We start from the raw sequence: 26,686 nt of genomic DNA on the forward strand, positions 1-26,686 counted from the left end.
GATCACGCCTGAAGGATTAGTCCTCCGCCGCCGGCCTTTATAGAAGAAAGAAGCCACCCTGTTCGATTTGTCCCTTGGCGGTGGCCTTCACCCGAACCGCGCCCGCACATCATCCGCCGTGGCCAGCGGCCGCCCCATGAGGCGGGTGCCTTGGGCCGCCGCGGCCACCAGGGCGGCGTTGTTGGGGGCCAGCATACCGTCGGGCAGATGCAGGTTGTTCTCAAAGCCTACGCGGACGTGCCCACCCAGGCCGGCGGCGGTCAGCACGCAGGCGTTCTCCCGCCGGCCGAAGGCGCAGACGGCCCAGGGCACATCGCCGGCGTTGCCGGTACTGCCCGCCATCGGTTCCAGGAACGGCAGCAGGTCGCGCGGGTCGCTGACCTGGCCGGCGGTGTAGCGGCCCAGCACGTACAGCAGGAAGTGCGGCGCGTCCGGCACGACGCCGCGCCGGCGCAGATCGTGCCAGCGCGCCAAGTCTTCACGCGAATAAAGGATGGTCTGCACCATCACCCGTTCCCGTGCCAGCCAGGCGAAAAAGTCGGCGGCGTCTTTCTCATGCACGGCGTCGGGTGCCAGTTCGCGGATGGCCAGGGACACGGCCTCCGGCTTCAGGGCGCGGATGACGGCCATCTGGTGGGGTGGGTGGTAGATGCCAGCGGCCTCCGTCGTCACCTGCACCACCAGCCGGTCGCCCACGGCGGCGCGCACGGCGGCGGTGGCCTGGGCGTAGGTATCGGCGTCCAGCAGGTGGCGGCCCTGATTGTCGCGCACGTGCATGTGGATCATGGCGGCACCCGCCTCCAGGCAGGCGGCGGCGTCCACCGCGATCTCAGGCACCGTCAGGGGGATGGCGGGGTGGTCGGTCTTCAGCCGCCGGGCGCCGTTGGGCGCCACGGTCAGGATCAAGGGTTCGGCCGTCGTCATCCTTCGCCCCCATTGATGTTCAGGCGTCTCATCTTGTCGTAGAGGGTCTTGCGCGGCACGCCCAGGGCCTCCGCCGCACGGGTGACCTGGCCGCCGCTGGTCCGCAGGGCCTCGGTGATCAAATGGCGCTCCACCCCGTCCAGGATGTCGACCAGGCTGCCGTTCCCGGCCCCCTCGGCCTCATCCTCCAGCAGGCCCAGGACATGACGGTCGGCAGCGTTGCGCAGTTCACGCACGTTGCCCGGCCAATCCTTCAGCATCAGCGCGCGCAGCAGGGCCGGCGCCGGCTCCTCATACGGCCGGCGGAAACGCGCCGCCGCCTGCAGGGCGAAGTGGCGGAACAGCAGGGGGATGTCCTCCCGCCGGTCGCGCAAGGGCGGCAGGGCCAGGGTGACGACGTTCAGGCGGTAATAGAGGTCGGCGCGGAAGCGGCCGGCGTTGGCCAAGTCCAGCAGGTTGTCCTTGGTGGCCGCCACCACCCGCACGTCCACCGCCACCCGGTCATTGCCGCCCAGCCGTTCCAGCGTCCGGTCCTGCAACACCCGCAGCAGCTTGACCTGCAAGGCCGGCGGCATGCTTTCCACCTCATCCAGGAACAGGGTGCCGCGGTGGGCGAACTCGATCTTGCCGACGCGGCGGCGGGATGCCCCGGTGAAGGCGCCGGCCTCATGCCCGAACATCTCGCTTTCGAACATGCTCTCCGGGATGGCGCCGCAATTGACGGCGACGAAGGGATGGCCGGCGCGGGGGCCGCCGTCGTGCAGGGCGCGGGCCACCTGTTCCTTGCCGCTGCCGGTTTCGCCCAGCACCAGCACGTCCACGTCGGTGCCGGCCAAATCCGCCACCAGGCGGCGGACGCGGACCAGCGCCGGGCCATCGCCCAGCAGGTGGCTTTCCACCGCCGCGTTGCGGTCCAGCGCCTGGCGCAGGCGGCGATTTTCCCGCACCAGGGTGCGTTTCTCCAGCGCGCGGCGCACCACCTCTACGAAGTGCTCGGTGACGAAGGGCTTTTCGATGAAGTCGTAGGCGCCGTCCTGCATGGCGCGCACGGCCATGGAGATGTCGCCCTGGCCGGTTACCAGCACGACCGGCAGTTCCGCGTCCATCGCCCGCACCCGCGACAGCAGATCCAGCCCGCTCATGCCCGGAAGTCGCACGTCGGTCACCAGGATGCCCGGCGTCTCCGCCGTGATGTCGGCCAGGGCGCTTTCCGCGTCGGCATATGTCGCGACGCCCAGGCCCGCCAGTTCCAGCGTCTGGCGCACCGTGTGGCGGATGATCTCCTCATCATCCACGAACAGGACGGGGCCGGTGATGAGGCCGGCGGGGCTGGGGGCGTCAGGCGGCAAGATCGTCTCGGTCGGTATCGATCACGGGCAGGGTCAGCAGGAAGACGGCGCCGCCGTCGGGGCCGTCGCGCGCCTCCAACTGTCCGCCATATTCCTGGGTGATGGCCAGGGAGATGGCAAGCCCCAGGCCCAACCCCTGGCCGCCCGGCTTGGTGGTGACGAAGGGGTCGAACAGGCGGTCGCGCACGGCGGGATCCAGGCCGGGCCCGTTGTCGGCCACCGCCACCCGCACCGCCGGCCGCTGGTCCAGCAGCATGGCGGCGGCGGTGACGGTGATGCGCGGGCTTCCCGTGCCGGCCGTCGCATCCTCCGCATTGCGGATCAGGTTGACCAGCACCTGTTGCAGGCGCACGGGGTCGAAGGCCACGGCCACGTCGGGCACGTCCACCGTGACGGTGACCCGGGATTCCTTCAGGCGGCGGTCCAGCAGGGCCAGCGCCTCCTGGATCGCGGCGGCCAGGGGGACGGGCTGGGCCGGCCCCTCGCTGCGGCGGGAGAAGTTGCGGAGCTGGCTGGAGATCTTGGCCATGCGGTCCACCAGGCCGGCGATGAAGGCCAGGTTCTGGCTGACCTCCTCCGTCCGGCCCTGGTCCAGCAGCAGGCGGGCGTTGTCGGCGAGCGCGCGGAGCGCCGTCAGCGGCTGGTTCAGCTCATGCGTCACGCCGGCCGCCACCTGGCCGATCATGGCCAGCTTGGCCGCCTGCACCAGTTCGGCCTGGGCCGCCTTCAGGTCGGCGGTGCGCGCCTCCACCTGGCGTTCCAGGTCCTGGTAGGCGCGGTCCAGCGCCACCTGGGCCAGGCGGCGTTCGCGCCGCCGTTTCACCCGCTGGCGCACATAGAGGCCGCTGGCCAGGACCAGCAGGATCAGCAGCGCCAGCCCGATGCGGGCCGTGGCCGCGGCCTGCGCCACGGCGCCGGTGTCCGCCGCCAGCGCGATGGTCCAGCCATAACGGCTGAGCGGCCGTTCCACCAGCAGGTCGGGATGGGCTTGAAGCGACCGCGCCAGCACCAGGGGCGGATGGTCCAACCCGACATATTCGCGCGTATCCTCCAGGTACTTCAGCGTCCCGGGTTCCAGCGGCCGGCGGGCGCGGAACTTCCATTCCGGGCGCGACGACAGGAAGACGATGCCGAAGCGGTCGGCCACCATGACCGCATCGTGGGAGGCGCGCCAGCCGTCCTCCAGCGCGTCCAGCACGATCTTGACCGTCAGCACGCCGACGCGCCGGCCGTCACGTTCCACCGGGGCGGCGATGAAATATCCCGGCAGGCGGGTGACCGTGCCCACGCCGTAGAAGCGGCCCAGGCCCTGGTCGCGCGCTTCCTTGAAATAGGGGCGGTAGCTGAAATCGACGCCGACATAACTGTCGGCGCGGTTCCAGTTGCTGGCCGCCACCGTGCGGCCATCGGCATCCATCAGGTAGAGGACGGCGGAACCGGCGCTGCCGTTCACCGTCTCAAGATAGCGGTTCACCTGGTCCACCAGGGCGGCATCCAAGCCAGCACCCCCGGTGCCGCTTTCGGCCAGGCGCACCACCGCCGGGTCGCGCGCCACGACGGAGGGCAGGTAGTCGAACCGCTCCACAGCACTGTCCAGGCTGTTGGCGTAGATCTCCAGCCGGTGGCGGGCGTCGGCGGCGCTGGCCGCCACCGCCCGCTGTTCGGCATGGGCCACCGCCAGGATCCACACCCCGATGCCCAGCCCGGCCGCCAGCAGCCACGCCAGGACGGTGCCGGGCCGCGTGCCGCCAAGACGGTGGAGGGAACGGGGCAGGGGCACGGGACGGGGCCTCAGTCGGTGGTCAGGCCGGCCCGCTCATCCGCCTCATGGCGCTGCTGTTCCTCCGTCACCAGGCGGGACAGTTCGCGCTTCAGGGCGTTGAACTCGGCCGAGGCGGCATCGCGCGGCCGGGGCATGTCCACCCGGATGTCGCTTTTCACCGTGCCGGGCCGGTAGGTCAGCACGACGATGCGGTCGGCCAGGTAGATCGCCTCTTCAATGGAGTGGGTGACGAAGACGACGGTCTTGCCCAGGCGGGCCCACACAGCTTCAGCAGTTCGTCCTGAAGCGACCGGCGCGTCAGGGCGTCCAGCGCGCCGAAGGGCTCATCCATCAGCAGCACGGGGCTGTCCAGCGCCAGCACGCGGGCGATGGCCACGCGTTGGCGCATGCCGCCCGACAGGTCCTTAGGGTAGCGATTGCCGAATTCCTTCATGCCCAGCATGTCCAGCAATTCGGCCACGCGGGCGTCGGCGGCGTCCTTGGCCATGCCCTTGATCTCAAGGCCGAAGCGGATGTTCTTGGCCACCGTCATCCACGGGAACAGGGCGTATTCCTGGAACACCATGCCCCGGTCGGGGCCGGGGGCCGTCACGACCTTGCCGCCGACGGTGATGGTGCCTTCCGTCGGGTCGGAGAAGCCGGCGATGGCGTTCAGCAGGGTGGACTTGCCGCACCCCGACGGGCCCAGCAGGCAGACGAACTCCCCCTTGGCGATGTCCAGGTTGATGTCCTTCAGCGCCACGACCTCCCCCTCGGGGATGGGGAAGCGCTTGTTGACGTGATCGATCAGGATGTCGGCCATGGCTCAGTGCTCCAGCCCGCGGTGCCAGCGCAGAAGGTGGTTGTTGATGCGGGTGACGCCGCTGTCGATCGCCAGGCCCAGCAGGCCGATGGTCAGCATGCCGGCGATGATCTTGTCGGACCAGAAATACTCCCGCGCTTCCAGGATGCGGAAGCCCAGGCCGTTATTGACGGCGATCATCTCCGACACGATCACGACGATGAAGGCGGTGCCGATGCCGATGCGCACGCCCGACAGGATGTAGGGGGTGGCCGCCGGCAGCATGATGCGGCGGAAGATGGTGAGGGGGCCGGCGCCCAGGTTGCGCGCGGCGCGCAGGTAGATGCCGTCCACCTGGCGCACCCCGGCGATGGTGTTGACCAGCACGGGGAAGAAGGCGCCCAGCGAGATCAGGAAGATGGCTGGCGGGTTGCCCAGCCCGAACCACAGGATGGACAGGGGGATGTAGGCGATGGGCGGGATGGGGCGCAGCACCTCCACCAGCGGATTCAGCCAGCGGAAGGCCACCCGGCTGGCGCCCATCATCAGGCCCAGGGGCAGGGCCAGGACGGCACCGACCACGAAGCCCATGATGACGCGATACAGGCTGCCGATGGCATCGTGGATCAGTTCGCCGGAAAAGATCCAGGCGATATAGCTGCCGGCCGCCGGATCGAACGGATCCGCCGGGGCCAGGTAGGCCCACCAGCGGATGGCGACGGCGACGGGTGACGGCAGGATCTTGGCATTGACCACGCCGGAACTGGACGCCGCCTGCCATATGGCAAGCAGCACGAGCGGCACGACGGCCCCCTGCAGGGCCGTCAACCAGGTGTTACGCCGCATTCGGGTACTCCCCTCAAGGAACGCGTAGGAAGACGGAAAGTGAACGGGCCCGCCGGCTTGAAGCGGCGGGCCCGGCGCTCACTTGATGCCCAGGTCCTTCTTGGCGTCGGCCAGCAGGTCCAGCTTCACATAGTCGGTGGCGGTCGGCACCTTGGCCAGCTTGGACACGCCGTACTTGGACATGGTCTCGCCCGTCACCTGGATCTGGGCGGGATCGATGTCATAGCTGTACTGGGCGTTGCCCATGGCGCTGTCGAAGTCGGCCTCGGTCAGCTGCTTCTTGAACAGGGTCTCGCGCACGTATTTGGAGGCGGTCGCCGGGCTGTCGATGAAGGTCTTGGTGGCCTTCACGAAGCAACGCATGAACTTCTCCGCCACCGCCTTGTGCTTGTCGTGGAAATCCTCCGACATCACCAGGGTGCGCACCGGCGTGCCGATGGCAGTGTCGTAGGGCTTCACCACCTCGACGCCAAAGCCGCCGTTGACGGCCTGCGATCCCTGCGGCTCCGTCTGCATGATGGCGTCCAACTGCTTCAGCATCAGGGCCTGGTTCAGGTCGGGATAGTTCAGATAGACGATCTGCACGTCCTTGCCCGGCTGGTCCGACCAGGTGAGGTTGTTCTGCGCCAGTTCGGCGGCCAGCAGCACCTCCTGGATGCCGCCGCGGGTGACACCCACCTTCTTGCCCTTCAGGTCGGCGACCTTGGCCACCTTGGCATCGGGGGAGGCGACCAGGCGGGCGCCGCCCTTGGCGAAGCCGGCGACGATATAGATGGGGGCGCCCGACGCGCGGCCGGAGATGGCGGCCTCCGACGCGGTGGCGCCCACGTCCAGTTCACCGGCCATGATGGCCTGCATGATGTCCGGCCCCTTGGCGAAAATCCGTTCCTCAACCTTGATGCCGCAATCGGTCAGCACCTGGGTGTAGGAGACGGCGCCGTAGTGGGCCAGCTTCAGGTTGCCAAGGCGCACCACGTCCTCGGCCGCGGCCGGCATGGCCAGGACGACGGACAGGGCGCTGGCGCCGAACAGGGCGGAAAGGATGGTCTTTGACGACGTCATCTTGGGGGTGCCTCCCGGGCTTTTTGGTCTGAAGGGCCGCCGATCGGTGCCGGCGGTTTCCTGAAGCGCACTGGACGCTTAATGCATAAGCTTAGCAGAAGCCGTGCCAATCAACCTGTCATGACATCACGGAATGGAAAATCCCAATGTCCGGGCCGGTTTCGGCCGGGCCGGGACCATCGGGCCGGGGCCGGGCCAAGCGGTGGTCTGGCGGATTTCCCGGCAGGGACGGCGGGGTTCTGTAACCTTTTCCGCCGTTGAGGATGGTGCCGCCGCGACCGATAGTCGATGGGAACCCCCGTGCCCTTTCATGAGGCCGGCCGGGAAGGGAGGGCGGCGCCCATGCCGGAAAACATCTTGGTGCGCGCCGTGCTGATCGGCACGGCGCTGCAACTGGCCATGGTGGGGGCCGGCCATTACATGCCGGTCATCGCTGATTTCTTCGCGGTGGGGGGCATGGCCATCTCCGCCCTTGCCGGTTTCATCTACGGTCGTACCCGGGCCGGGCTGTCCATCGCCGTCGTGGGCGGGGCGCTGGTGGGCGGCGCCTGCGCCTTCATCGGCATCCTGGTGTCATGGGAACTGGGCGACGTGCCGGCCGTGATCCTGGCGCTGGGGACGGCCCTGTCGGTCTTTACCGGGGCGATGGGCGGTCTGCTCGGCCGTTTGCTTCGGGGCGGGTACCGGGGCCGGTGGTACGGCGCTGGGCGGTAGGCGCGGGATGCGTTTTGCGTTATGACGGCCACCAAGCGGTCGCGAGGCCGATGGGGTTCCTGCCTTTCTGGAGAGCTTGATGAACCGATCCGTTTCCGCCCTGGGCCTGGCCCGGCGGGTGACTTTCTGTGCGCCGCTGGCCCTGACGCTGGCCCTTTTCGCCCTGCCGGCCACCGCCCAAGAGGCCAAGCACGGCCTGACGCCGATGGAACTGGTGACCGTTGACCGGCTGGGTGACACCCGCGTGTCGCCCGATGGCCGCGACCTGGTCTATGACGTGCGCAGCGTCGATTATGATAACAACAAGGCAAGCCACGCCCTGTGGCTGAAGGAACTCGACGACAAGGGCGCCGGGCGCCGCCTGGCGATCTCCGACGGCGGCGCCAGCAGCCCGCGCTGGTCGGCCGATGGCAAGAGCCTGTATTTCCTGTCCAGCCGTTCCGGCAGCCAGCAGGTGTGGAAGACGGATGGGACCGGCGCCCAGGCGACCCAGGTGACGACCCTGCCGCTGGATGTCGGCAGCTTCAACCTGGCGCCGGACGGCAAGCATATCGTCGTGTCCATGGCGGTCTATCCGGGGCAGGAGACGGGCGACAAGCCGGCCAAGGCGCCGGCGCTGGCCAAGTCCACCGGCGTGGTGTTCGACAAGATGTTCGTCCGCCATTGGGACGAATGGGCCGACGGCACCCGCAACCATTTGTTCGCCCTGGCGCTGGACGGTGAGGGTACCGCCACCGGCGCGCCCGTCACCCTGATGAAGGGCTTTGACGGCGACGCGCCGGGCAAGCCCTTCGGTGACGATGGTGAGATCACCGTCAGCCCGGACGGCAAGACGGTGGTGTTCACCGCCCGCCTGGCCGGCCGCACCGAACCGTGGAGCACCAACCTGGACCTGTGGCAGGTCCCCATGGACGGCACCACCGCCCCCGTCAACCTGACGGCGGCCAACCCGGCCATGGACACCGGCCCCGTTTTCAGTCCCGATGGCACCAAGCTGGCCTGGCGGGCGATGAAGCGCGCGACCTTCGAGGCCGACCGCTTCGCCATCATGGTGCGCGACCTGAAGAGTGGTGAGACGCGCGAGGTCGATCCCGCCTGGGACCGGTCCGCCGACACCCTGGCCTGGACCGCCGACGGCCGCAGCCTGCTGACCACCGCCTATGACATCGGCCAGTCCAAGCTGTTCTCCGTCGACGTGAAGTCGGGTGCGGTGAAGGCGCTGACGGGGGAGGGGCATGTGACCGCCCTGGACCTAGTGAAGGGCGGCAAGGGCGGCGTGGTCTATGTCGCCGACAGCCTGGCCGGCCCGTCGCAGGCCTACAGCGTGGCGCTGTCCGGCGGCACGGCGAAAAAGCTGACCGACGTGGGCGCCGACAAGCTGGCCACCGTCGCCACCGGCGATTTTGAGCAGTTCAGCTTCCCCGGCTGGAACAACGAGACGGTGCACGGCTATGTCGTGAAACCGGTGGGCTATCAGCCCGGGCACAAATACCCGGTGGCCTTCATCATCCATGGCGGCCCCCAGGGCTCCTTCGCCAACGCCTGGAGCTTCCGCTGGAACCCGCAGGCCTACACCGGCGCCGGTTACGCCGTGGTGATGATCGATTTCCACGGCTCCACCGGCTATGGCCAGGCCTTCACCGACGCCATCAGCCAGCATTGGGGCGACCGCCCGCTGGAGGATCTGCAGAAGGGCTGGGCGGCGGCACTCGCCAAGTACCCGTTCCTGAACGGCGACCGGGCCTGCGCGTTGGGCGCCAGCTACGGCGGCTTCATGGTCAACTGGATCGCCGGCAACTGGAACGCCCCGTGGAAGTGCCTGGTCACCCACGATGGTGTTTTCGACAACCGCATGATGGGCTTCTCCACCGAGGAACTGTGGTTCAGCGAGTGGGAGAACGGCGGCACCGTCTGGGACAACCCCGCCGGTTATGAACGCTTCAACCCCGCCAACCACGTGGCCCAGTGGACCAAGCCGCAGCTGATCATCCACGGCGGCCGCGACTTCCGCATCCCGCTGGAACAGGGCCTGGGCGCTTTCAGTGCCCTGCAGCGCAAGGGCGTGCCCAGCAAGCTGGTCTACTTCCCGGATGAGAACCACTGGGTGCTGAAGCCCCAGAACTCCGTCCAGTGGCACCAGGAGGTGCTGAACTGGCTGAACATTTGGACGGCGGAGACGCCGGCCAAGTAAGCGCCAGGCGTCACACGCCGGAAACGGGAAAGGGGCTGTCCGCGAGGGCGGCCCCTTTTTTTCATGCTTGACCATGCTCAGTGTGAATATCAAACTTTGATACTTTTTATGGAGGGCGTCATGGCCGGCCGCAACTTCAGCCTGACCGAACATCTGAGTAGCTTTGTGGACGATCAGGTCACATGCGGTCGCCATCAGAACGCCAGCGAAGTCGTGCGGGAAGCTCTTCGTCGTTACGAGGACGACATCGTCGCTGAACTCGCCAATCTTGCCTTGCTGGAGAAGGTGGCGAACGCCGGAATCGAGGCGATCACACGCGGGGATTATGTCACGGTCGAAAACGAGGATCAGCATCAGGCGCTGATGGACGATTTCCTGGAAAGGGCGATCCAGCGTGCGGCCGCCCGCCGCGCACCGCGTGGTTGATTATCGTATTTCCGGACCTGCCCAGGCCGAAATCGATCAAATACTGGACTGGAGTTGGGACCATTTCGGCGATCTGGCGATGCGGCGCTATTTCGCGTTGATCCGCACGGCGATCATGGATGTGGCATCCGATCCTCATCGGATTTCCGTACGTTGGGTATCTTTGTCCAACAGTGAGCTTGGGCTTTATCATCTGGGTCATAGCCGGGCGCACGTGTCTCACCCACCTGGTGCTGTGCAGGACCCGCGGCACATTTTGGTTTTTCGCATCGGCGTGGATGATGTCGTCGAAATCCTGGGCCTGGTTCATGATCGCATGCTGTTGGGAAAAGCTCTGGACCGCATCTGGCAGGCCAATCAGGCATGATGGCCGGGGCATTATCCAAAATATTTGTATAATCCGGCGCTGATTGCCACCCCGCGCGGCGCCGGTCCACTCTGCCGTCCTCTTCGCACAGGAGGAAAAGCGCTGTGGAACAATCATTTGAGCGGCATGTCCTTCCAGGGTGGCCGCGATGAGGATCGGGTTCATCGGGCTGGGCATAATGGGGCGTCCCATGGCCCGCCACCTGATCGACGGCGGGCATGACCTTCTGGTCGCGCGCCGTCGTTCCCCCATTCCGGATGAGCTTTCCCAGGCTGCTGTTTGCGCCACGGCCCGCGCGGTGGCGGAAGGGGCCGACCTGGTCATCCTGATGCTGCCGGACACGCCGGATGTCGAGGATGTGCTGTTCGCGGCGGATGGCGTGGCGGCTGGGCTGTCGCCGGGCAAGACCGTCATGGACATGAGTGCTATCGACCCCGTCGCCACCCGGCGGTTCGCGGCACGCATCCGTGATCTTGGCTGCGACTACGTCGATGCCCCGGTATCAGGGGGTGAGATCGCGGCCAAGGCCGGCACCCTGTCCATCATGGTGGGGGCTGAGCCCGCGACGTTCGAGCGTGTCCAGCCGGTGCTGGCGCGGATGGGATCCCGCGTCACCCATGTCGGCGGCGTGGGGGATGGGCAGACCGCCAAGGTCGCCAACCAGATGGTGGTCGGCCTGACCATCGCCGCGGTGGCGGAGGCCCTGACCTTCGCCGCCCGCGCCGGCGCCGACCCGGCCAGGGTGCGGGACGCCCTGCTGGGCGGTTTCGCGGCGTCGCGGGTGCTGGACGTCCACGGCCAGCGCATGCTGGACCGCGCGTTCCAGCCCGGTTTCAGCATCACGCTGCACGCCAAGGATTTGGCCCTGGCGCTGTCCGCCGGGCGGACCTTGACCCTGCCCATGCCGCAGACGGCGGCCTGCCAGCAGCTTCTCCTGTCCGCCATCGCGCAGGGCGAGGGTGGGCTGGACCACGCCGCCCTGTTCAACACTTTCGCCCGTCTGGCGAACCTTCACCCTGAGGAAAACGACCATGCCTGAAATCATCGTCTACGCGGTCGAGGGCCGCTCGACAGCAGCCAAGCACGCCCTGATGCGCGACATCACGGAGGCGGTCGCCCGCAATTTCGAGATGAACCCGGAACTGGTCACCATCCAGATCGTGGAGGCCAGCGCCGACAATAAGTCGAAGGGCGGGCTGCCCTTCACCATCCGGCCGCCGTCGGAGATTTTCAAAAGCTGATTGGCCGAATTTCGACAGTCCTGAGAGCGGAGATAGCAAGAATGCGTGGTTATTGGATCGCCGGTGTCGTCAGCGCCGGCCTGTTGCTCTGTGGCGCCGCCCAGGCCCAAACGGGTTTCGAGGGCGACGCGATTTCGCCCACCCAGCCCATCGCCAAGGGGCTGGCGCCGCACATGGAGTCCAAGCTGGTGCGCCAGGGCAAGGATGAGGACGTCTACGCCATCATCTTCCACAAGGATGACGAGGTGCTGAGCGGCCTGACCGACTTCGCCGCGGCGCACCACGTGACGGATGCGCACCTGACCGCCATTGGCGCGGCCAGCGGTGCCGTTCTGGGTTACCTGGATCTGCCGGCCAAGCTTTACCGCCCCATCCGGGTGAATGAGCAGGTGGAGGTGCTGTCGCTGATCGGTGACGTCGCCACCTTCAACGACCAGCCGTCCCTGCACATGCACACCGTCCTGGGGCGGCGCGACGGCAGCACCGTCGGCGGCCACATCTGGCGCCTGGTCGCCAACCCGACGCTGGAGGTGTTCATGACGGTGGACAAGGCGCCGCTGGCCAAGAAGCCCGATCCGGATTCCGGCATGCGCCTGATCGACCCGGTGGGGTGAAGCCCGGTGTCCTGACCGTTCCCGCCAAGCCGCGATGGTCCCACCATCGCGGCTTGATTCATTCCGCGGCGACGAAGATGCGCCCAGCGAAGGCTTGCGCCCCGGCGCGGCCTTGATGTATCAACCAAACCATGATCACGGATCGAGCCCCCCTGAACGCCAGGCCCACGCCGCCATAAGCGGCCGCTCTCCGATTCATTTTTCCATTTGAGCCGCCGAACGCCGCCCCTGGCCGCCGGCCTGTTTTCTCGGCGCCGCACGGGACCTGCGGCCCATCCTTTCTTTCGAGTCTCCCCATGACCGTTTCAAGCTTCCGCGCCCAGTGGGCGCCCGATGTCGTGCGCGAATTGCTGGCCGGCACCGTCGTCGCCCTGGCCCTGATCCCGGAGGCCATCGCCTTTTCCATCATCGCCGGGGTGGACCCCAAGGTGGGGCTGTACGCCTCGTTCTGCATCGCGGTGATCACTGCCATCGCCGGCGGCCGGCCGGCCATGATCTCGGCGGCCACCGGGTCCACCGCGCTGGTGATGGTGACCCTGGTGAAGGACCACGGGCTGAACTACCTGTTCGCCGCCACCGCCCTGACCGGCGTGTTCCAGATCATCGCCGGGTATTTGCGCCTGGGCGACCTGATGCGCTTCGTCTCCCGCTCCGTCGTCACGGGCTTCGTCAACGCCCTGGCCATCCTGATCTTCATGGCGCAACTGCCGGAACTGATCGGCCTGGGATGGCAGGTCTACGCCATGGTGGCGGTGGGCCTGGCCATCATCTATCTGCTGCCGCGCCTGACCAGTGCCGTGCCGTCGCCGCTGGTGACCATCGTGCTGCTGACCGGCGCCACCATGGTGATGGGATGGAAGTTCCACACGGTGGGCGACATGGGCCAGTTGCCGGACGCGCTGCCGGCCTTCGGCCTGCCGCAGGTGCCGCTGACCTGGGAAACGCTGGGCATCATCACGCCCTACGCCCTGACCTTGGCCATGGTGGGCCTGTTGGAAAGCCTGATGACCGCCGCCATCGTCGATGAGATGACGGACACCACTTCCGACAAGAACCGCGAATGCCGGGGGCAGGGGTTGGCCAACATCGTCTCCTGCCTGTTCGGGGGCATGGCGGGCTGCGCCATGATCGGCCAGTCGGTCATCAACGTCACCTCCGGCGGACGGGGCCGCCTGTCTTGCCTGTGGGCCGGCATCTTCCTGCTGTTCCTGATCGTGGTGCTGGGCCCCTGGGTGAAGCAGATCCCCATGCCGGCCCTGGTGGCCGTCATGGTCATGGTGTCGATCAACACCTTCCAGTGGCGGTCCATCCGCAGCCTGGTGACCAACCCCAAGACCTCCAGCATCGTCATGTTGGCGACCGTGGCCGTGGTGCTGGCCACCCACGACCTGGCGCGCGGCGTGCTGGTGGGCGTGCTGCTGAGCGGGGTGTTCTTCGCCCAGAAGGTGGCGCGGTTCTTCGGCGTGGCCTCAAACCTGAATGAAAGCACGGGCGTCCGCACCTACCGGGTGACCGGCCAGATCTTCTTCGCCACCGCCCAGGCCTTCCAGGACGCCTTCGACTTCCGCGAGGCGGCGGCACGCATCGTCATCGATGTCCACGCCGCCCACTTCTGGGACCTGACGGCGGTGAACACCCTGGACCGCGTGGTGCTGAAGTTCCGCCACCACGGCCGGCCGGTGGAAATCATCGGCCTGAACCAGGCCAGCCAGACCCTGGTGGAACGCCTGGGCCGGCACGACAAGCCGGGGGCGGTGGCGACGGGCGGGCATTAGCCCACCCGTTTCGCCCGCTTCATCGCCGTCTCGATATCCGGCAGGAACACCGTCAGGATGCCCAGGGCCGGCAGGTAGGCGCAGACCTTGTAGACGGTGGTGATGCCGGCGCTGTCGGCCAGCCAGCCCAGGGCGGCGGCGGCCACGCCGGCGATGCCGAAGGCCAGGCCGAAGAACAGGCCGGCCACGGTGCCGACCTTGCCCGGCATCAGTTCCTGGGCATAGACGACGATGGCCGGGAAGGCGGAGGCCAGGCAGACACCGATGATGCCGCTCAGCACCCCCGTCCAGAACAGGTTGGCGTAGGGCAGGATCAGGGTGAAGGGCAGCACGCCCAGGATGGACCACCAGATCACATGCTTGCGCCCGATGCGGTCGCCGATGGGGCCGCCGGCTATGGTGCCCACGGCCGCCGCGCCTAAGAAGATGAACAGGTGCAACTGGGCGGATTTCACCGACAGCCCGAAGGTCTGGATCAGATAGAAGGTGAAGTAGCTGGTGATGCTGGCCAGATAGACGTACTTGGAGAAGATCAGGATCAGCAGGATGGCGAAGGCCAGACCGACCTGGCGCCGCGACAGGCCGGTCAGATCCTCGCGAACGCCCTTGGCCGTCTTGGGCTTGGTGTTGCGCCGGTACCACAGGCCGATCCTGGCCAGGACCATCATGCCCAGGAAGGCGGCCAGGGAGAACCAGGCGATGCTGCCGCGCCCATGCGGCACGATGATGAAGGCGGCCAGCAGCGGCCCCAGGGCGGAGCCGGCGTTGCCGCCCACCTGGAACAAGGACTGCGCCAGGCCATGCCGGCCGCCCGACGCCATGCGGGCGACGCGGGAGGATTCCGGATGGAAGACGGAGGACCCGGTGCCCACCAGGGCGGCGGCCAGCAGCACCAGCGGGAAGCTGGGCGCCGTCGCCAGCAACAGCAGGCCCGCCAGCGTGAAGCCCATGCCCACCGACAGGGAATAGGGCTTGGGGCGGGCGTCGGTGTAAAGCCCGATCACCGGCTGCAGCAGCGAGGCCGTGATCTGATAGACCAGGGTCACCAGGCCCACCTGGCTGAAGCTGAGGGCGAAGCTGTCCTTCAGGATCGGATAGATGGCCGGCAGCATGGACTGCATCATGTCGTTCAGCAGATGGCAGAAGCTGATGGCGCCCAGCACCGTGAACACGGGGGCCGCAGCGGTGGGCTGGGCGGGTTCAACAACGGCTTGCGCTTGGCTCACGAGGCGACACTCCCTAAACAGTCGGCGGTTGTCCCGCGCTCAACGGGCGGCTTGCATTCCGGCCGCCGATGGGGAAGCTAGCCTGCGTGGATGCGGCCTGCTTTCGACTGTAGGCCAGTTTATGTCGCGGATGGGCCAATCCTGCCGGGGCGGAACAGTTGGGGGACGGATCATGGTGCGCAATGTGCCGTCGCAAACCTTCGAGACCTCGCCCGAGCCGGTCTTCGCCGTCGGCAACGACTATCCCCACGGCCATCACCTGCCGCCGCACCGCCATCGGCGCTGCCAGCTGCTGTACGCCATCCGCGGCATCATGACGGTGGCAACGGCGCAGGGCACCTGGATGGTACCGCCGGAACGGGCCGTCTGGATCCCGGCCGGCGTGGTGCACGAGGTGGAGGTGGTGGCGGGCCCGGCCCAGATGCGCAGCCTGTACGTCGATCCCCTGGTGCTGCCGGCGGCACGCGATCCCGCCTGCCTGGACCCGGCCGCCACGCTATGCCAGGTGCTGGGCATGTCGCCCCTGGTGCACGCCTTGTTGCTGGAGGCGGCGGAACTGCCGGTGGACGTGGCGCCGGAAAGCCGGGGCGGCATGATCATGGCCCTGCTGCGGCATGAGCTGCCATCCCTGCCGGTGCTGCCGCTGGCGGTGCCCATGCCGTCGGACGGGCGGCTGGCGGCGCGCTGCCGCGCTTTCCTGGCCGATCCCGACCCGCACGCCACCATCGACGGCTGGGCGGATGCGCTGGGCATGAGCCGCCGGGCCTTCACCCGGCTGTTCCGGCAGCAGACCGGCCTCAGCTTCGCAGCATGGCGCCAGCAGGTCTGCCTGTTCGCCGCCCTGCCGCGCCTGGCGGCGGGGGAGGCGGTGACCATCGTGGCGCTGGATCTGGGCTATGACAGCCCGGCCGCCTTCACCGCCATGTTCAAGCGCCTGCTGGGCGTGCCGCCCAGCAGGTATCTCAACGCCTGAACGAGGCTGTCTCAGCCCTTCAGTTCGGAAACGACGAACTTGCCGGGTGGTGGGGTGCATCTGGCGCAGCTTCACCGTCCGGTCCTTCAGCGCCGTGCGGCGGATGTCGTCGATGATCTGGGCCACCAGCTTGTTGTCGAAAGTACCGTCGGGCGCCACCACGTCGATGATCCAGCAGCGGTCGCCGGACTTCCAGTCCTCCGCCGACAGCTGGGTGTCGCCGGCCAGCAGCCGGGCCTCCACCGCCTCGGACAGGAAAGCCCAGGTGACCATGCCCGCCGGTTGTCCGGCATTGTCCCCACCCTTGTAGATGCGGAACTGGTTGTGCAGCAGCGCCGGCATGACCATCCAGTTGAGGTCATAGAGCGTGAAACCGCGGTGCTGCGGCGATTGGCTCATCAGCCATGCCATTTCACCCAGCATATGGGCGGCGGTGAGCGTGGGCGAAGCGGGCGCGGTATCGGTCATCAGATCCCCTGTTCCTTTCCAGTCGCCCACCGGCGGCGGACGGTGCCCCTCCGGCCGCGCGGGCGTGTGCGTCCGCTATAACGCCTCATGGCGGGGGACGCCACCGGGAAAGGACGGGTCGGGAAACGGGATCAGGCCGGTGCCGGGCCGGTGCTGCTGCGCACCAGCAGCGCCGGCGGGAAGGTGGCGGAGGTGGGCTGGGCATCCTTGCCCTGGATCAGGCTGAACAGCTGTTCAGCCAGGGCGTTCACGATATCCGCCACCGGCAGGGCCATGGCGGTGACCCCACCCAGCGAAGCGCCCTCTTCATCGCCATAGCTCAGCACCGACAACTGGCCGGGCAGCGGCACCTCCATCCGGCGCAACGCCAGGAAGGCGCCCAGGGCCAGCCGTGCGCTGCCCAGCAGCACGGCGGTGGGCCGCGGCGTCATCGACATGATGTGGGCGGTCGCGATCTCCCCGAACCCCGGCCGCGGCGGGCCCAGATAGATGTAGGAGGGATCCCGGGGAACCCCGGACTCGGTCAGGGCCTGAAGATAGCCGGCCAGCCGGTCCTTGGCGGTGCTGATGGCCTCCGGCCCGCCGACGAAGGCGATGCGGGTATGGCCCAGGGCCAGCAGGTGGCGGGTGGCGGCGTATGCCCCCGACCGGTCGTCAATGCCGACGAAGCCGCCGGCCAGACCGGACACGTCGCGGATCAGTTTCACCGTCGGCAGGCCGGCCAGCAGGGCCTTGGTGGCATCCTTGCACCCCTGGGACGGGCTGATGACGAAGCCGGCCACCCGCGCCTCCCGCAGGGCCATGACGTGGGTGCGCTCCAGTTCCGGATCATCCTCGGACACCGCCAGCACCAGGTGCAGCCCCTGGCCGGCGCAGCGCTGCGCCAGGCCCTTGGCCACGGCGCTGAAGAATTCGTTCTGGATGTCGGGGATGATCAGGCCGACCAGGCGGCTGCTGGCGCCGCGCATCATTTCCGCCCCGGCGTTACGGACATAGCCCAGGGCCAGGGCGGCTTCGCGCACGCGGGCCTTGGTCAGTTCATTGGTGGCGGGGTGGTCGTTCAGCGCCCGGGAAACGGTGGCGTGTGACAGGCCCAGATGGCGGGCGATGTCCTTGATGGTGACGTCGCCCGCGGTGGAACTTTTGTGCGGGGACAGGCGGCGCGGTGGCGGCTTGCGCGTCATCGACAAAGCGATCCCGTGGGACGGTTGTGAAAAATCATACTTCGCCCACCATCACAGAGGTTCACGCCATAAGCAATGGCGGTGCGACCCTTTGGTGCCCACACCTCAACTAAAGGGTGGTATTTTTCGGCGTGGAAGCAGCACCCTGAGCAGCAGAAAAGCCAGCACGTAGGCGACGGCGCAGTAAAGGAACAGCGGCTGGTACCCGCCCCGTGCCGCCAGCCAGCTGGTGGCCTGCAGAATCAGGACGCCGCCCAGATTGCCGCCCAGGGCACCGATGCCGATGGCGGTGCCCAGCGTGCGGGCCGGGAAAGCGTCGGCCGCCAGCGCGAAGATGTTGGTGGAAAAGCCCTGGTGGGCGGCCAGCACCAGGCCGACCAGCGCCACCGCCGGCCAGGGGCTGTCCACCGTCAGCGCCAAGGGCAGGGGCAGCACCAGCAGGGCGCAGACCGCCATGGGGATGCGGCGGGCCAGGTCCGGCGTCACGCCCCGGCGCAGCAGCCAACTGGGCACGGCCCCGCCGGCCAGGGCGCCCACCGTGGCCATGGCGTAGACGGTGGCGATGGGCGCGCCGATATGGCCCATGTCCAGGCCGAAACGCTGATGGAAGAAGTCCGGCATCCATAGCAGCATGAACCACCAGACGGGATCGGTTAGGAACTTGGCCCCCGCCACGCCCCAGCAGTGGCGGTCACGCAACAGGCGGCCCCAGGACCAGCCGGGTTCCGCCGGAACCGGTGCCGTCCGTGCCTGGACGGGGGCCGCCCTGTCGGACGGCAGCAGGAACCAGGCGGCCACCCACACCAGGCCGGCCGCACCTGTCAGGATGAAGGTGACGTGCCAGCCCCAATGGACGGCCAGCCAGGGCAGGACCAGCGGCGTCACCACGGCACCCACGTTGGGGGCGGCGTTCATCAGGCCGATGGCGGTGGACCGGCGGTCGGCCGGGAACCAGCGCGCCACCGCCTTGGCCGCCGCCGGGGTGTTGGCGGCCTCCGCCACGCCCAGGATGACGCGGCAGGCCAGGAACTGCCCCATGGTGCGGGCGCCGGCATGGGCCATAGCGGCCAGGCTCCACGCCGCCACCGCCAGGGGATAGCCCCAGCGCAGGCCCACCTTGTCGACGAACCAGCCCGCCCCCACCAGGGCCACCATGCCGGCGGCCTGGAAGACGGTCATGACCAGGCCATAGTCGGCCTGCGTCCAGCCCAGATCGGCGTCGATCATGGGCTTCAGCAGGGCCATGCTCTGCCGGTCGGCGTAGTTCAGCGCCGTGGCGACGAACACGCAGGCCAGAACCAGCCACGGGACCCAGCCCAGGGGGCGCCGGCCGGGCGCCGGTGCGGTAGCCAGAACCACCACCGCATCGGTTTCAGGTTTCATTTCAGGCTGGGCCGTCATGCGGCCGGACCGGGAAGCGTCATTGATATCGGCACCTTATGTCAGCGGCATGATGTCTTGTTCATGCCGCTGTAGGACGCGACTGCGTCCGCCGGAGTGAGCACCGCAGGGCGCAACGAGGAAGCCAAGCCAGCGGATGCTGGCGCCCGGCGCTTGAGGGGGCATTTGATCGGTCACGATCAAATGCCGCGCGTACTAGAACGTCGTCTTGATGCCGAGGCCCAGGATGCGCTGGGCATCGCGGGGAACGCCCAGGCGGACATAGGTGGTGGAGGGCACGGCGACGCCGTTGACCACGCTGGTGGCACTGTCGGGCACCTTGGACACGGTATAGAACTGGTTCAGCAGGTTCTGCGCGTAGAGGCGGATGACGAAGCGGTCCTCGGGGGCGGCGAAGCTGACGCCCAGGTTCCAGATGCCGTAGGCCTTCTGGATCGTGTAGGGGGACTCGCCAATGTCCATCTGCTGGTCCGACCGCCAGGAGTAGCTGGTGTCCACCGTCACGCCCACGGGCACGCTGGCGGGCAGGGGCAGCTTGTAGGCCGCGTCCGCCGTCAGCTTCCACTTGGGCGCGTAGGGCAGGACCTTGCCGTTGGGGTAATAGCAGGTGGCGGGCGCGCCGGTGGGGCAGTTGAACTGCAGGATGGTGGCGTCGGTATAGGCGGCACCGCCGTTCAGCGTCAGGCCGGGCAGCGGCCGGGTGATGAAGTCGGCCTCCACACCCTGCGTGCGCACGGCACCGGCGTTGATCAGGGTGCTGACCACCGCCCCGTTGATGTTGGTGAAGCTGTTGGTCTGGAAGCCCTCGATGTCGTCACGGAAGACGTCCAGGCTGGCCACCACCTTGTTGTCCCACAACGCGGTCTTGATGCCGGCCTCGTACGCGTTGGAGGTCTCCGGCGCCAGACGGCCGGTGTTGTTGGCCGCCATGTTGAAGAAGATGTTGTAGGCGGGGCCCTTGTAGCCCTGGGAATAGGTGAAGTAGGCCATGGTGTCGGGGCCCAGATCGTACTGGATGCCCGCCTTGGCCGAGGCGTCGTTGCGGCTGTAGTTGTTGGCGCTGGCGAAGTTGCCGCCGATGCCGGAGAAGCCGGTGGCCGTGGCCACGCGCTGGAAGGTGTAGTCCAGCTCGTCATGCGTCAGGCGACCGCCGAAGGTCAGGCGGAAGGCGTCGGTGATATGGTAGGTCGCCTGGCCGAACAGCGCCTCATTGTTCGTGGTCACGCTATCCAGCGCCGTGCCCGAGGCATAGGCGTAGGTGGAGGCGCCGGCGGCACAGGGGATGTTGCCGTTGGCCAGGGCCGCCAGGGTGGAGGCGGTGCAGGTGGCATCCGACCGGGTGAAGTTCTCCTTCGTGTCGGTGTGGAAGAAGAAGAAGCCGCCGACATAGTCGATGGGCCCACCCACGTCCGAGGAATAGCGCAGTTCCTGGGAGTACTGGTTCAGGTCGACATAGCCATGGTCCACCAGGCTGGTGCTGCCGCCAGGAACGGAGGAGGAGACGTAGGCCGGGTAGCTGGCGGTGAAGTCGCCGTCGCGGGTTTCCACATTGTGCCAGCCGCGCCAGGCGGAGATGGACGTGACGGTGCCGCCGAAGGACGGGGTCCAGTCGACCTGGACCGAGGCGCCCTCGTTCCGGTCCTTGGTGTGCGGATCGACGTTGTTGTTGATGTCCTTGTTGGTGGCCGACGGGGTGATGGCGCCCAGCGCCGGGATCAGGCCACGCACGTTGGCGGCACTGTTGGACACCACCTGGATGGATTCCGCACAGCAATTGTCGTCGGCCTCGGCATAGTCGCCGATGAAGGTGACCTTGACCGCGTCGGTGGGGTTCCACACAAACTTGCCACGGATGCCCTTGTGGTCGTAGCCGTTGATGTCGTGGCCGTTGTAGAGGTTGCGGCCGTTGCCGTCGGCATGGCCGTAGAAGGCCGCCAACTGGCCCGACAGCGTGTCGGTGATGGGGAAGGAAATGCCGGAGCGCAGTCGCACCTCGCCATTGTCGGCGCCGGTCGCCTCGGCATAGCCGCCGAAGCTGGCCTGCGGGTCGGCGGTCACGATGTTGATGACGCCGGCCGAGGCGTTCTTGCCGAACAGCGTGCCTTGCGGACCGCGCAGCACCTCAACCCGGTCGATGTCCAGCAGGTCGGTCACCGCCATGCCGGACCGGGCGTAGACCACGCCGTCCACCACCGTGGACACGCTGGGCTCCGCACCGGAACTGAAGGACAGGGTGCCGATGCCGCGGATGTTGAGGGCGGAGTTCTTGTTGGTGGTGCCTTTGCGGAAGGTGACGCCGGGCACCAGGTTGGGCAGGGCCTCCGACGTGCTGACACCGGCGCTTTCCAGCATGTCGCCCGTCACCACCGTCATGGCCACCGGCACGGAGGTCAGGCTTTCGCCGCGCTTTTGCGCCGTCACGATGATCTCGGTCAGGCCTTCGCCTTCCGGGGCCGCCACCGCCTGAGTGGCCGGGGCCGGCGGCGCGTCGGCGGCATGGGCCGCCATCGCCATGAACGCCACCAGGGCGGCGGAGCCCAGCAGGCGGCCCATCCGCAGGCCGCCCACAGGACGGGACGTGTTGGCGCTGGTGCCGGTGACGTTACGCATACCCAGGAACTCCCTTCGGCCTTAAAATCACAAAGTTTTTGTGTTTATCGTTAATTTATGGATCGTCATATTTAGAAAACTCATGGGTTTGGTCAATGAACTTCGCATCGTTTGCGGACAATTGCCGTATGCGTTTACGTCATTTCCCACAAAAATTTGGTTGAAACTAAAAGCGCCCGGGTGGAGAGTGTGCGCACACCGCCGACGGGTCCGGCCCGCCGACATGTTGTTCTCCAATCCGCCTTTATGTTCAGGCACTTAATCGTTAGGTGCCGGACAACGTGAAGGCCGGGTAGAAAGGCCTGTTGCACCCGTGTCCACCACCCTTGAAACCCCGTCCTCCCTGACCGCTCCCCGTTGCGAGGTGAGCTGGTTTTCCGCCCTGTGCGACGACGATTATGAATTCCTCGGCGTTCGCGAGCCGGCCCTATTGTCGAGTTTTGAGCATTGCCGGAACATTGTACTAACGGCGGAGAAGGGCGGGTACGACAACATCCTGCTGCCGTCGGGCTATAACCTGGGCATCGACACCATCGCCTTTGCCGCCGCCATGGCGCCCTTGCTGCGCCGGATCAAGCTGCTGACGGCCATCCGCTGTGGTGAGGTGTGGCTGCCGCAGTTGGCCCGCCAGCTGGCGACCTTGGACCAGATGGTGCAGGGCCGCCTCAGCATCAACATCATCTCCAGCGACCTGCCGGGTGAGACGTTGCCCAGTGCGGCGCGCTACCAGCGCACGGTTGAGGTGATGGCCCTGCTGCGCGACCTGCTGGACGGCAAGGCCGTGGACTTCAAGGGTGAGTTCCACAACCTGTCCATCGAGCCGCCGCGCGTGCGCACCACCAGCGGCAAGGCGCCGCTGTTCTATTTCGGCGGCCTGTCGGAGGACGCGCGCGAGGCGGCGGCCAAGGGCGCCGACGTCTACCTGATGTGGCCGGACCGGCTGCCCGAGGTGAAGGCCATCGTCGGCGACCTGTCCGCCCGCGCCGCCAAGCACGGCCGCGCGCTGAAGTTCGGCTACCGCGTGCACGTGGTGGTGCGCGAGACCGAAGGCGAGGCCCGCGCCGCCGCCGACCGCCTGCTGTCCCGCCTGGACGCGGTGGAGGGCGAACGCATCCGCAAGCAGTCGCTGGACAGCGTGTCCGCTGGCGTCAATCGCCAGGCCGATTTGCGCGAAACCGCCGGCAGCGATGGCTATGTCGAGGAGAACCTGTGGACCGGCATCGGCCGCGCCCGCTCCGGCTGCGGTGCCGCCATTGTTGGCGACCCGGACCAGGTGCTGGCCAAGTTGCAGGCCTACCAGGCGGCGGGGATCGAGGCCTTCGTGCTGTCGGGCTACCCGCATGCTCGGGAATGCGACCTGTTCGCCCGCTACGTCCTGCCCAAGCTGAACCACGGGCAGTTTTAGGGAAAGGCCAGCGGCATGGGGCCCCGCCCCCGTGCCGCTGTAGGATGCGACCGCATCCGCCGGAGATTTCTGGGGAGCCGAAGGCGGACTGGAAATCGAGGACAAGCCAAGCCAGCGGATGCTGGCGCCCGGCGATTGAGGGAACCCTGATCAGGGCGCCTTGCGTCGTTGGGCGAACAGCCATTCCCGCCAGCCGGGTGCCGTCAGCATGTCCGGTGGCACCCGGTGGTCCATGCCCTGGTAACGGATGAAGGTGGGGTTGCCGCCGGCCGACGCCAGGGCCTGGGCCCAGGTATGGTCGGGATCGAACGGGTTCTCCGGATCCTGGTCGCCATGGATCTGCATGACGGGCACGCCCGCCACCGTCGCCGCCAGGCCGCGATCAGGCGGCACGGCGGAAAAGGTCACGGCACCGGCGAAGCGGCCCGGCTCGGCCACCAGGGCGTTCAGCGCCGCCGACGCCCCCATGGAAAAGCCCACGACGTAGATGCGCGTGGCATCGACCGGCAGGCGCGCCACCAGGTCGTTCACCAGCGCCAGCACCGCCGGCAAGGACGCGCCGGGATGGGAGGCCAGCAGGCCGTCGTCGCCGGGGGCGTAATCGGCGCTGCGCACGTCCACCTGCGGCACCACGACATAAGCCGGGAAACGCTGGCGCAGGATGGGCAGGGCCCAGGCCTTGGCGAAGGCGCCCATCTGCCCGATGTTATCTGTGCCGATGGCGCCCGATCCGTGCAACACCAGCACCAGCGGCACCTTTTCCACCGCCGGTGCGGCGGCCGCCACCTGGGCCGGGGGCAGCAGGCGGTAGGGCAGCATCCGGCCGTCGGGGGCGGTGAAGGTTTTCGCGGCGAAATCGTCAGCCAACGGCGCTTTCCCCAAATCCTGGATGGCCTGGTCGTCCTCAGGTTTGGGCACGTAGGGCAGGGTGCGTTCCTCCACCTGACCGGGCCTCGCCGCCCAGGCCAGGGGCGGGACGCTGAGCGCTGCCGCCACCATCATCATCAGTGCCAGCACGCGCATCGCCTGTTCCCTCATGCCAATTGTGCGGGTGCCCGGCCGTCCACCAGCAGCCGGTCGCTTTCATCCTTCAGCGCCACGCCCGTCACCTGTCGGCGGAACGCCTCGCGCAGCAGCCAGGCCAGCTTGAACGCCGCCAGCTCGGGCCCCAGGCCGCCGTCGCGGATGTTGGACAGGCAGTTGCGTTCGGCGTCCAGCCGGCCGGGGCGGGGGGCCAGGGTCAGGTAGACGCCCAGGCTGTCGGGGGCGGACAGGCCCGGCCGCTCACCGATCAGCATGGCGACGGCGCGGGCGCCCAGCATCTGTCCCACCTCATCGCCCAGGGCCACGCGCGCCTGGGTCGCCACCACCACCGGCGCCACGCGCCAGCCTTCACGGCTGATCCACGGCGCCAGCGCGGCCAGCAGCGGCGCCGCCTGGCGATGCACCGCCGTGGCCGACAGGCCGTCCGCCACCACCAGGGCCAGGTCGGGCTGGGTGGCGGGAACATAGGCCAGGGCGCGCCGGCCGCCGGGCGACAGGATGCGGCCCAAATCCGGGCGGCGCAGATAGGTCGCACGGTCCGGCGCGGCACTCTCCACCGCCAACACCTCGTGGCCCAGCGCGCGGAGGGCGTCCGCCACCCCGGCCGCATCGAACGGCGTGTGCACGGCGTCGCGCGCCTGGGCGTGGGCCAGGGCGAAACGCAGCACCTCCGCCGTCGGCAGGCTGGCGCCCGTCCGGCCCAGGGCGATGCGGGCGGGGGTGGTGTCCCTCAGATGCGCCCAGGCGTCGGGCGTCACCGCATCCTCGCGTTTCATCGTGTCCACCCCGCCAACAGGGGTTGGGATGCCGGCTGGGGTAGGGGGCGCCCATCGGCGCCGGTGATGCCCATGGCAAGCAGCCAGGCCTCGAACTCCGGCGCGCGTTTCAGCCCCAGCAGCCGGCGCACATACAGCGCGTCATGGAAGGAGGTGGACTGGTAATTCAGCATGACGTCGTCGGCCCCCGGTACGCCCATGACATAGGACACGCCGGCGGTGGCCAGCAGGGTCAGCAGCGTGTCCATGTCGTCCTGGTCGGCCTCGGCATGGTTGGTGTAGCAGACGTCGCAGCCCAGCGGCAGGCCCAGCAGCTTGCCGCAGAAATGATCCTCCAGCCCGGCACGGATGATCTGCTTGCCGTCGTACAGGTATTCCGGCCCGATGAAACCCACCACGGTGTTGACCAGCAGGGGCTGGAAGGCGCGGGCGACGGCGTAGGCGCGCGCCTCCAGCGTCTGCTGGTCCACGCCGTGGTGGGCGCCGGCGGAGAGCGCGCTGCCCTGGCCGGTTTCGAAATACATCACGTTGTCGCCCACCGTGCCGCGTTTCAGCGCCTGGGCCGCCGCGTGCGCCTCGGCCAACATGGCCAGGCTGACGCCGAAGCCACGGTTGGCGGCCTCCGTCCCCGCCACCGACTGGAACACCAGGTCCAGCGGCACGCCGCGGTTCATCAGTTCCAGGCTGGTGGTGACGTGGGTCAGGATGCAGGCCTGGGTGGGGATGGCGAAACGCTGGATGACGCCGTCGATCAGGCGGGCCAGGTCCCCCAGCACCGACAGGCTGTCCGACACCGGGTTCAGGCCGATGACGGCGTCGCCGCAGCCGTACAGCAGCCCGTCCAGGATGCTGGCCGCCACCCCACCGGGATCGTCGGTCGGGTGGTTGGGCTGCAGGCGCACGGCCAGGGTGCCGGGCAGGCCGATGGTGTTGCGGAAACGGGTGACCACCGTGCACTTGCGCGCCGCCAGGATCAGGTCCTGGTTGCGCATGATCTTGGACACGGCGGCCGCCATCTCCGGCATCAATCCCGGCGCCAATGCCGCCAGCACGGGCGTGGTGGCCTGGTCGGACAGCAGGTAATCGCGCAATTCCCCCACCGTCATGTGGGAAACGGGGGCGAAGGCGGCGGCATCGTGCCCATCGATGATCAGGCGCGTGACCTCATCATCCTCATAAGGCACCAGCGCCTGCGTCAGGAAGGTCTTCAGCGGCAGGTCGGCCAGGCACAGCTTGGCCGCCACGTTCTCCTCCGCCGAACCGGCACCGATGCCGGCCAGCCGGTCGCCGGAGCGGGGCGGTGTCGCCTTGGCCATCAGGTCTTTCAGGTCATCGAACGCCCAGGTGCGGGGGCCCAGGGTGATACGGTACGCGGCGCGCCCAACCAAACCGATGCTCCCCGACGGTGACCTCTTGTCGGACGCGATCATGGCATTGTTCCGCCTTGGGGAGAAGGGCGGGCGATTTCTTATTGGTCAAGGGCTTGGCGCCGACGGTTCGCAACCGATGTCATTGAGTCAGGCATC

25 protein-coding genes are annotated in these 26,686 nt (G+C 67.9%); 11 read left to right on the plus strand and 14 right to left on the minus strand.

The genetic code is table 11. The features are described 5' to 3' along the window. Positions 1-87 precede the first annotated feature (87 nt). The 7 genes from PW843_29670 to PW843_29700 all read right to left on the minus strand — a co-directional run bounded on the left by PW843_29670 (position 88) and on the right by PW843_29700 (position 6,745). Complete coding sequence (locus PW843_29670) at positions 88-924, minus strand: 3-keto-5-aminohexanoate cleavage protein (protein ID MDE1150738.1); 837 nt, start codon at positions 922-924, stop codon at positions 88-90. Further along, a complete protein-coding gene (locus PW843_29675; GenBank protein MDE1150739.1) occupies positions 921-2,273 on the minus strand; it encodes a sigma-54 dependent transcriptional regulator in 1,353 nt (450 codons plus the stop codon). The genes PW843_29670 and PW843_29675 overlap by 4 nt, the downstream gene beginning before the upstream one ends. Continuing rightward, a complete protein-coding gene (locus PW843_29680) occupies positions 2,263-4,053 on the minus strand; it encodes an ATP-binding protein (protein MDE1150740.1) in 1,791 nt (596 codons plus the stop codon). Before PW843_29680 ends, PW843_29675 begins: the two co-directional genes overlap by 11 nt. Before the next feature lie 11 nt (positions 4,054-4,064). After that, the gene (locus PW843_29685) at positions 4,065-4,319 is read right to left on the minus strand and encodes a hypothetical protein (GenBank protein ID MDE1150741.1); all 255 of its coding nucleotides are present in this window, start codon (positions 4,317-4,319) and stop codon (positions 4,065-4,067) included. Beyond that, positions 4,232-4,858, minus strand: coding sequence for an ABC transporter ATP-binding protein (locus tag PW843_29690; GenBank protein ID MDE1150742.1), 627 nt, complete (start codon positions 4,856-4,858; stop codon positions 4,232-4,234). The genes PW843_29685 and PW843_29690 overlap by 88 nt, the downstream gene beginning before the upstream one ends. A gap of 3 nt (positions 4,859-4,861) precedes the next feature. Then, complete coding sequence (locus PW843_29695; GenBank protein MDE1150743.1) at positions 4,862-5,683, minus strand: ABC transporter permease; 822 nt, start codon at positions 5,681-5,683, stop codon at positions 4,862-4,864. A 78-nt stretch (positions 5,684-5,761) separates the two neighbouring features. After that, positions 5,762-6,745 carry an ABC transporter substrate-binding protein gene (locus PW843_29700; protein ID MDE1150744.1) on the minus strand — a complete coding sequence of 328 codons (984 nt, stop codon included), beginning with the start codon at positions 6,743-6,745 and terminating at the stop codon, positions 5,762-5,764. A gap of 342 nt (positions 6,746-7,087) precedes the next feature. Between PW843_29700 and PW843_29705 the strand changes: the two genes are divergently transcribed. From PW843_29705 to PW843_29740, 8 genes are all read left to right on the plus strand, one after another. Then, positions 7,088-7,459, plus strand: a complete 372-nt coding sequence (locus tag PW843_29705; GenBank protein ID MDE1150745.1) for a hypothetical protein — start codon at positions 7,088-7,090, stop codon at positions 7,457-7,459. 79 nt (positions 7,460-7,538) lie between these two features. Further along, positions 7,539-9,650: a S9 family peptidase gene (locus tag PW843_29710; protein ID MDE1150746.1), complete on the plus strand. Its 2,112-nt coding sequence runs from the start codon at positions 7,539-7,541 to the stop codon at positions 9,648-9,650. 120 nt (positions 9,651-9,770) lie between these two features. Continuing rightward, positions 9,771-10,076 carry a type II toxin-antitoxin system ParD family antitoxin gene (locus PW843_29715; GenBank protein MDE1150747.1) on the plus strand — a complete coding sequence of 102 codons (306 nt, stop codon included), beginning with the start codon at positions 9,771-9,773 and terminating at the stop codon, positions 10,074-10,076. Then, positions 10,045-10,443 (plus strand): type II toxin-antitoxin system RelE/ParE family toxin, encoded by a 399-nt coding sequence (locus tag PW843_29720; protein MDE1150748.1) that lies wholly within the window; start codon positions 10,045-10,047, stop codon positions 10,441-10,443. The genes PW843_29715 and PW843_29720 overlap by 32 nt, the downstream gene beginning before the upstream one ends. A gap of 148 nt (positions 10,444-10,591) precedes the next feature. Beyond that, positions 10,592-11,482: a 2-hydroxy-3-oxopropionate reductase gene (locus PW843_29725; GenBank protein MDE1150749.1), complete on the plus strand. Its 891-nt coding sequence runs from the start codon at positions 10,592-10,594 to the stop codon at positions 11,480-11,482. Then, complete coding sequence (locus PW843_29730; GenBank protein MDE1150750.1) at positions 11,475-11,684, plus strand: tautomerase family protein; 210 nt, start codon at positions 11,475-11,477, stop codon at positions 11,682-11,684. The genes PW843_29725 and PW843_29730 overlap by 8 nt, the downstream gene beginning before the upstream one ends. Before the next feature lie 41 nt (positions 11,685-11,725). Continuing rightward, complete coding sequence (locus PW843_29735; protein MDE1150751.1) at positions 11,726-12,298, plus strand: DUF296 domain-containing protein; 573 nt, start codon at positions 11,726-11,728, stop codon at positions 12,296-12,298. Between the two features lie 296 nt (positions 12,299-12,594). Beyond that, the gene (locus PW843_29740; GenBank protein ID MDE1150752.1) at positions 12,595-14,073 is read left to right on the plus strand and encodes a SulP family inorganic anion transporter; all 1,479 of its coding nucleotides are present in this window, start codon (positions 12,595-12,597) and stop codon (positions 14,071-14,073) included. Here the strand turns inward: PW843_29740 and PW843_29745 are convergent. Further along, on the minus strand, positions 14,070-15,299 hold the full coding sequence (locus PW843_29745; protein ID MDE1150753.1) for an MFS transporter: 1,230 nt from the start codon (positions 15,297-15,299) through the stop codon (positions 14,070-14,072). The two genes, PW843_29740 and PW843_29745, sit on opposite strands and share 4 nt — an antisense overlap. A gap of 172 nt (positions 15,300-15,471) precedes the next feature. On the opposite strand from PW843_29745, the gene PW843_29750 reads away from it, so the two are divergent. Together PW843_29750 and PW843_29755 are read left to right on the plus strand one after the other, a co-directional pair. Beyond that, entirely contained in the window at positions 15,472-16,272 is an 801-nt protein-coding gene (locus tag PW843_29750; GenBank protein MDE1150754.1) for a helix-turn-helix transcriptional regulator, read from the plus strand. A gap of 46 nt (positions 16,273-16,318) precedes the next feature. Continuing rightward, positions 16,319-16,582 (plus strand): hypothetical protein, encoded by a 264-nt coding sequence (locus tag PW843_29755; protein MDE1150755.1) that lies wholly within the window; start codon positions 16,319-16,321, stop codon positions 16,580-16,582. A gap of 289 nt (positions 16,583-16,871) precedes the next feature. Here the strand turns inward: PW843_29755 and PW843_29760 are convergent, their stop codons facing one another. The 3 genes from PW843_29760 to PW843_29770 all read right to left on the minus strand — a co-directional run bounded on the left by PW843_29760 (position 16,872) and on the right by PW843_29770 (position 21,935). Next, positions 16,872-17,924 carry a LacI family DNA-binding transcriptional regulator gene (locus tag PW843_29760; protein ID MDE1150756.1) on the minus strand — a complete coding sequence of 351 codons (1,053 nt, stop codon included), beginning with the start codon at positions 17,922-17,924 and terminating at the stop codon, positions 16,872-16,874. Positions 17,925-18,029: 105 nt separating this feature from the next. After that, positions 18,030-19,307, minus strand: coding sequence for an MFS transporter (locus PW843_29765; protein ID MDE1150757.1), 1,278 nt, complete (start codon positions 19,305-19,307; stop codon positions 18,030-18,032). 213 nt (positions 19,308-19,520) lie between these two features. Then, a complete protein-coding gene (locus PW843_29770) occupies positions 19,521-21,935 on the minus strand; it encodes a TonB-dependent receptor (protein ID MDE1150758.1) in 2,415 nt (804 codons plus the stop codon). 313 nt (positions 21,936-22,248) lie between these two features. On the opposite strand from PW843_29770, the gene PW843_29775 reads away from it, so the two are divergent. Next, a complete protein-coding gene (locus PW843_29775) occupies positions 22,249-23,340 on the plus strand; it encodes an LLM class flavin-dependent oxidoreductase (protein MDE1150759.1) in 1,092 nt (363 codons plus the stop codon). A 150-nt stretch (positions 23,341-23,490) separates the two neighbouring features. Here PW843_29775 and PW843_29780 read toward each other — a convergent pair whose 3' ends face one another. Genes PW843_29780 through PW843_29790 form a run of 3 tightly spaced genes read right to left on the minus strand, consistent with a single transcriptional unit; the run spans position 23,491 to position 26,548 of the window. Further along, entirely contained in the window at positions 23,491-24,363 is an 873-nt protein-coding gene (locus PW843_29780) for a dienelactone hydrolase family protein (protein ID MDE1150760.1), read from the minus strand. 11 nt (positions 24,364-24,374) lie between these two features. After that, positions 24,375-25,160, minus strand: coding sequence for an ethanolamine ammonia-lyase subunit EutC (eutC, locus tag PW843_29785; protein MDE1150761.1), 786 nt, complete (start codon positions 25,158-25,160; stop codon positions 24,375-24,377). Next, a complete protein-coding gene (locus PW843_29790; GenBank protein ID MDE1150762.1) occupies positions 25,157-26,548 on the minus strand; it encodes an ethanolamine ammonia-lyase subunit EutB in 1,392 nt (463 codons plus the stop codon). Before PW843_29790 ends, eutC begins: the two co-directional genes overlap by 4 nt. Between the last annotated feature and the right edge of the window lie 138 nt (positions 26,549-26,686).

This window comes from Azospirillaceae bacterium (assembly GCA_028283825.1).
Classification (GTDB): Bacteria; Pseudomonadota; Alphaproteobacteria; order Azospirillales; family Azospirillaceae; genus Nitrospirillum.

Bases quoted from the DNA above. Each gene is read 5' to 3' on its own strand.
- PW843_29670 (MDE1150738.1), bottom strand. From the start codon at position 924: ATGACGACGGCCGAACCCTTGATCCTGACCGTGGCGCCCAACGGCGCC.
- PW843_29690 (MDE1150742.1), bottom strand. From the start codon at position 4,858: ATGGCCGACATCCTGATCGATCACGTCAACAAGCGCTTCCCCATCCCC.
- PW843_29695 (MDE1150743.1), bottom strand. From the start codon at position 5,683: ATGCGGCGTAACACCTGGTTGACGGCCCTGCAGGGGGCCGTCGTGCCG.
- PW843_29700 (MDE1150744.1), bottom strand. From the start codon at position 6,745: ATGACGTCGTCAAAGACCATCCTTTCCGCCCTGTTCGGCGCCAGCGCC.
- PW843_29705 (MDE1150745.1), top strand. From the start codon at position 7,088: ATGCCGGAAAACATCTTGGTGCGCGCCGTGCTGATCGGCACGGCGCTG.
- PW843_29710 (MDE1150746.1), top strand. From the start codon at position 7,539: ATGAACCGATCCGTTTCCGCCCTGGGCCTGGCCCGGCGGGTGACTTTC.
- PW843_29715 (MDE1150747.1), top strand. From the start codon at position 9,771: ATGGCCGGCCGCAACTTCAGCCTGACCGAACATCTGAGTAGCTTTGTG.
- PW843_29725 (MDE1150749.1), top strand. From the start codon at position 10,592: ATGAGGATCGGGTTCATCGGGCTGGGCATAATGGGGCGTCCCATGGCC.
- PW843_29730 (MDE1150750.1), top strand. From the start codon at position 11,475: ATGCCTGAAATCATCGTCTACGCGGTCGAGGGCCGCTCGACAGCAGCC.
- PW843_29735 (MDE1150751.1), top strand. From the start codon at position 11,726: ATGCGTGGTTATTGGATCGCCGGTGTCGTCAGCGCCGGCCTGTTGCTC.
- PW843_29740 (MDE1150752.1), top strand. From the start codon at position 12,595: ATGACCGTTTCAAGCTTCCGCGCCCAGTGGGCGCCCGATGTCGTGCGC.
- PW843_29750 (MDE1150754.1), top strand. From the start codon at position 15,472: ATGGTGCGCAATGTGCCGTCGCAAACCTTCGAGACCTCGCCCGAGCCG.
- PW843_29760 (MDE1150756.1), bottom strand. From the start codon at position 17,924: ATGACGCGCAAGCCGCCACCGCGCCGCCTGTCCCCGCACAAAAGTTCC.
- PW843_29765 (MDE1150757.1), bottom strand. From the start codon at position 19,307: ATGAAACCTGAAACCGATGCGGTGGTGGTTCTGGCTACCGCACCGGCG.
- PW843_29770 (MDE1150758.1), bottom strand. From the start codon at position 21,935: ATGCGTAACGTCACCGGCACCAGCGCCAACACGTCCCGTCCTGTGGGC.
- PW843_29780 (MDE1150760.1), bottom strand. From the start codon at position 24,363: ATGCGCGTGCTGGCACTGATGATGATGGTGGCGGCAGCGCTCAGCGTC.
- eutC (MDE1150761.1), bottom strand. From the start codon at position 25,160: ATGAAACGCGAGGATGCGGTGACGCCCGACGCCTGGGCGCATCTGAGG.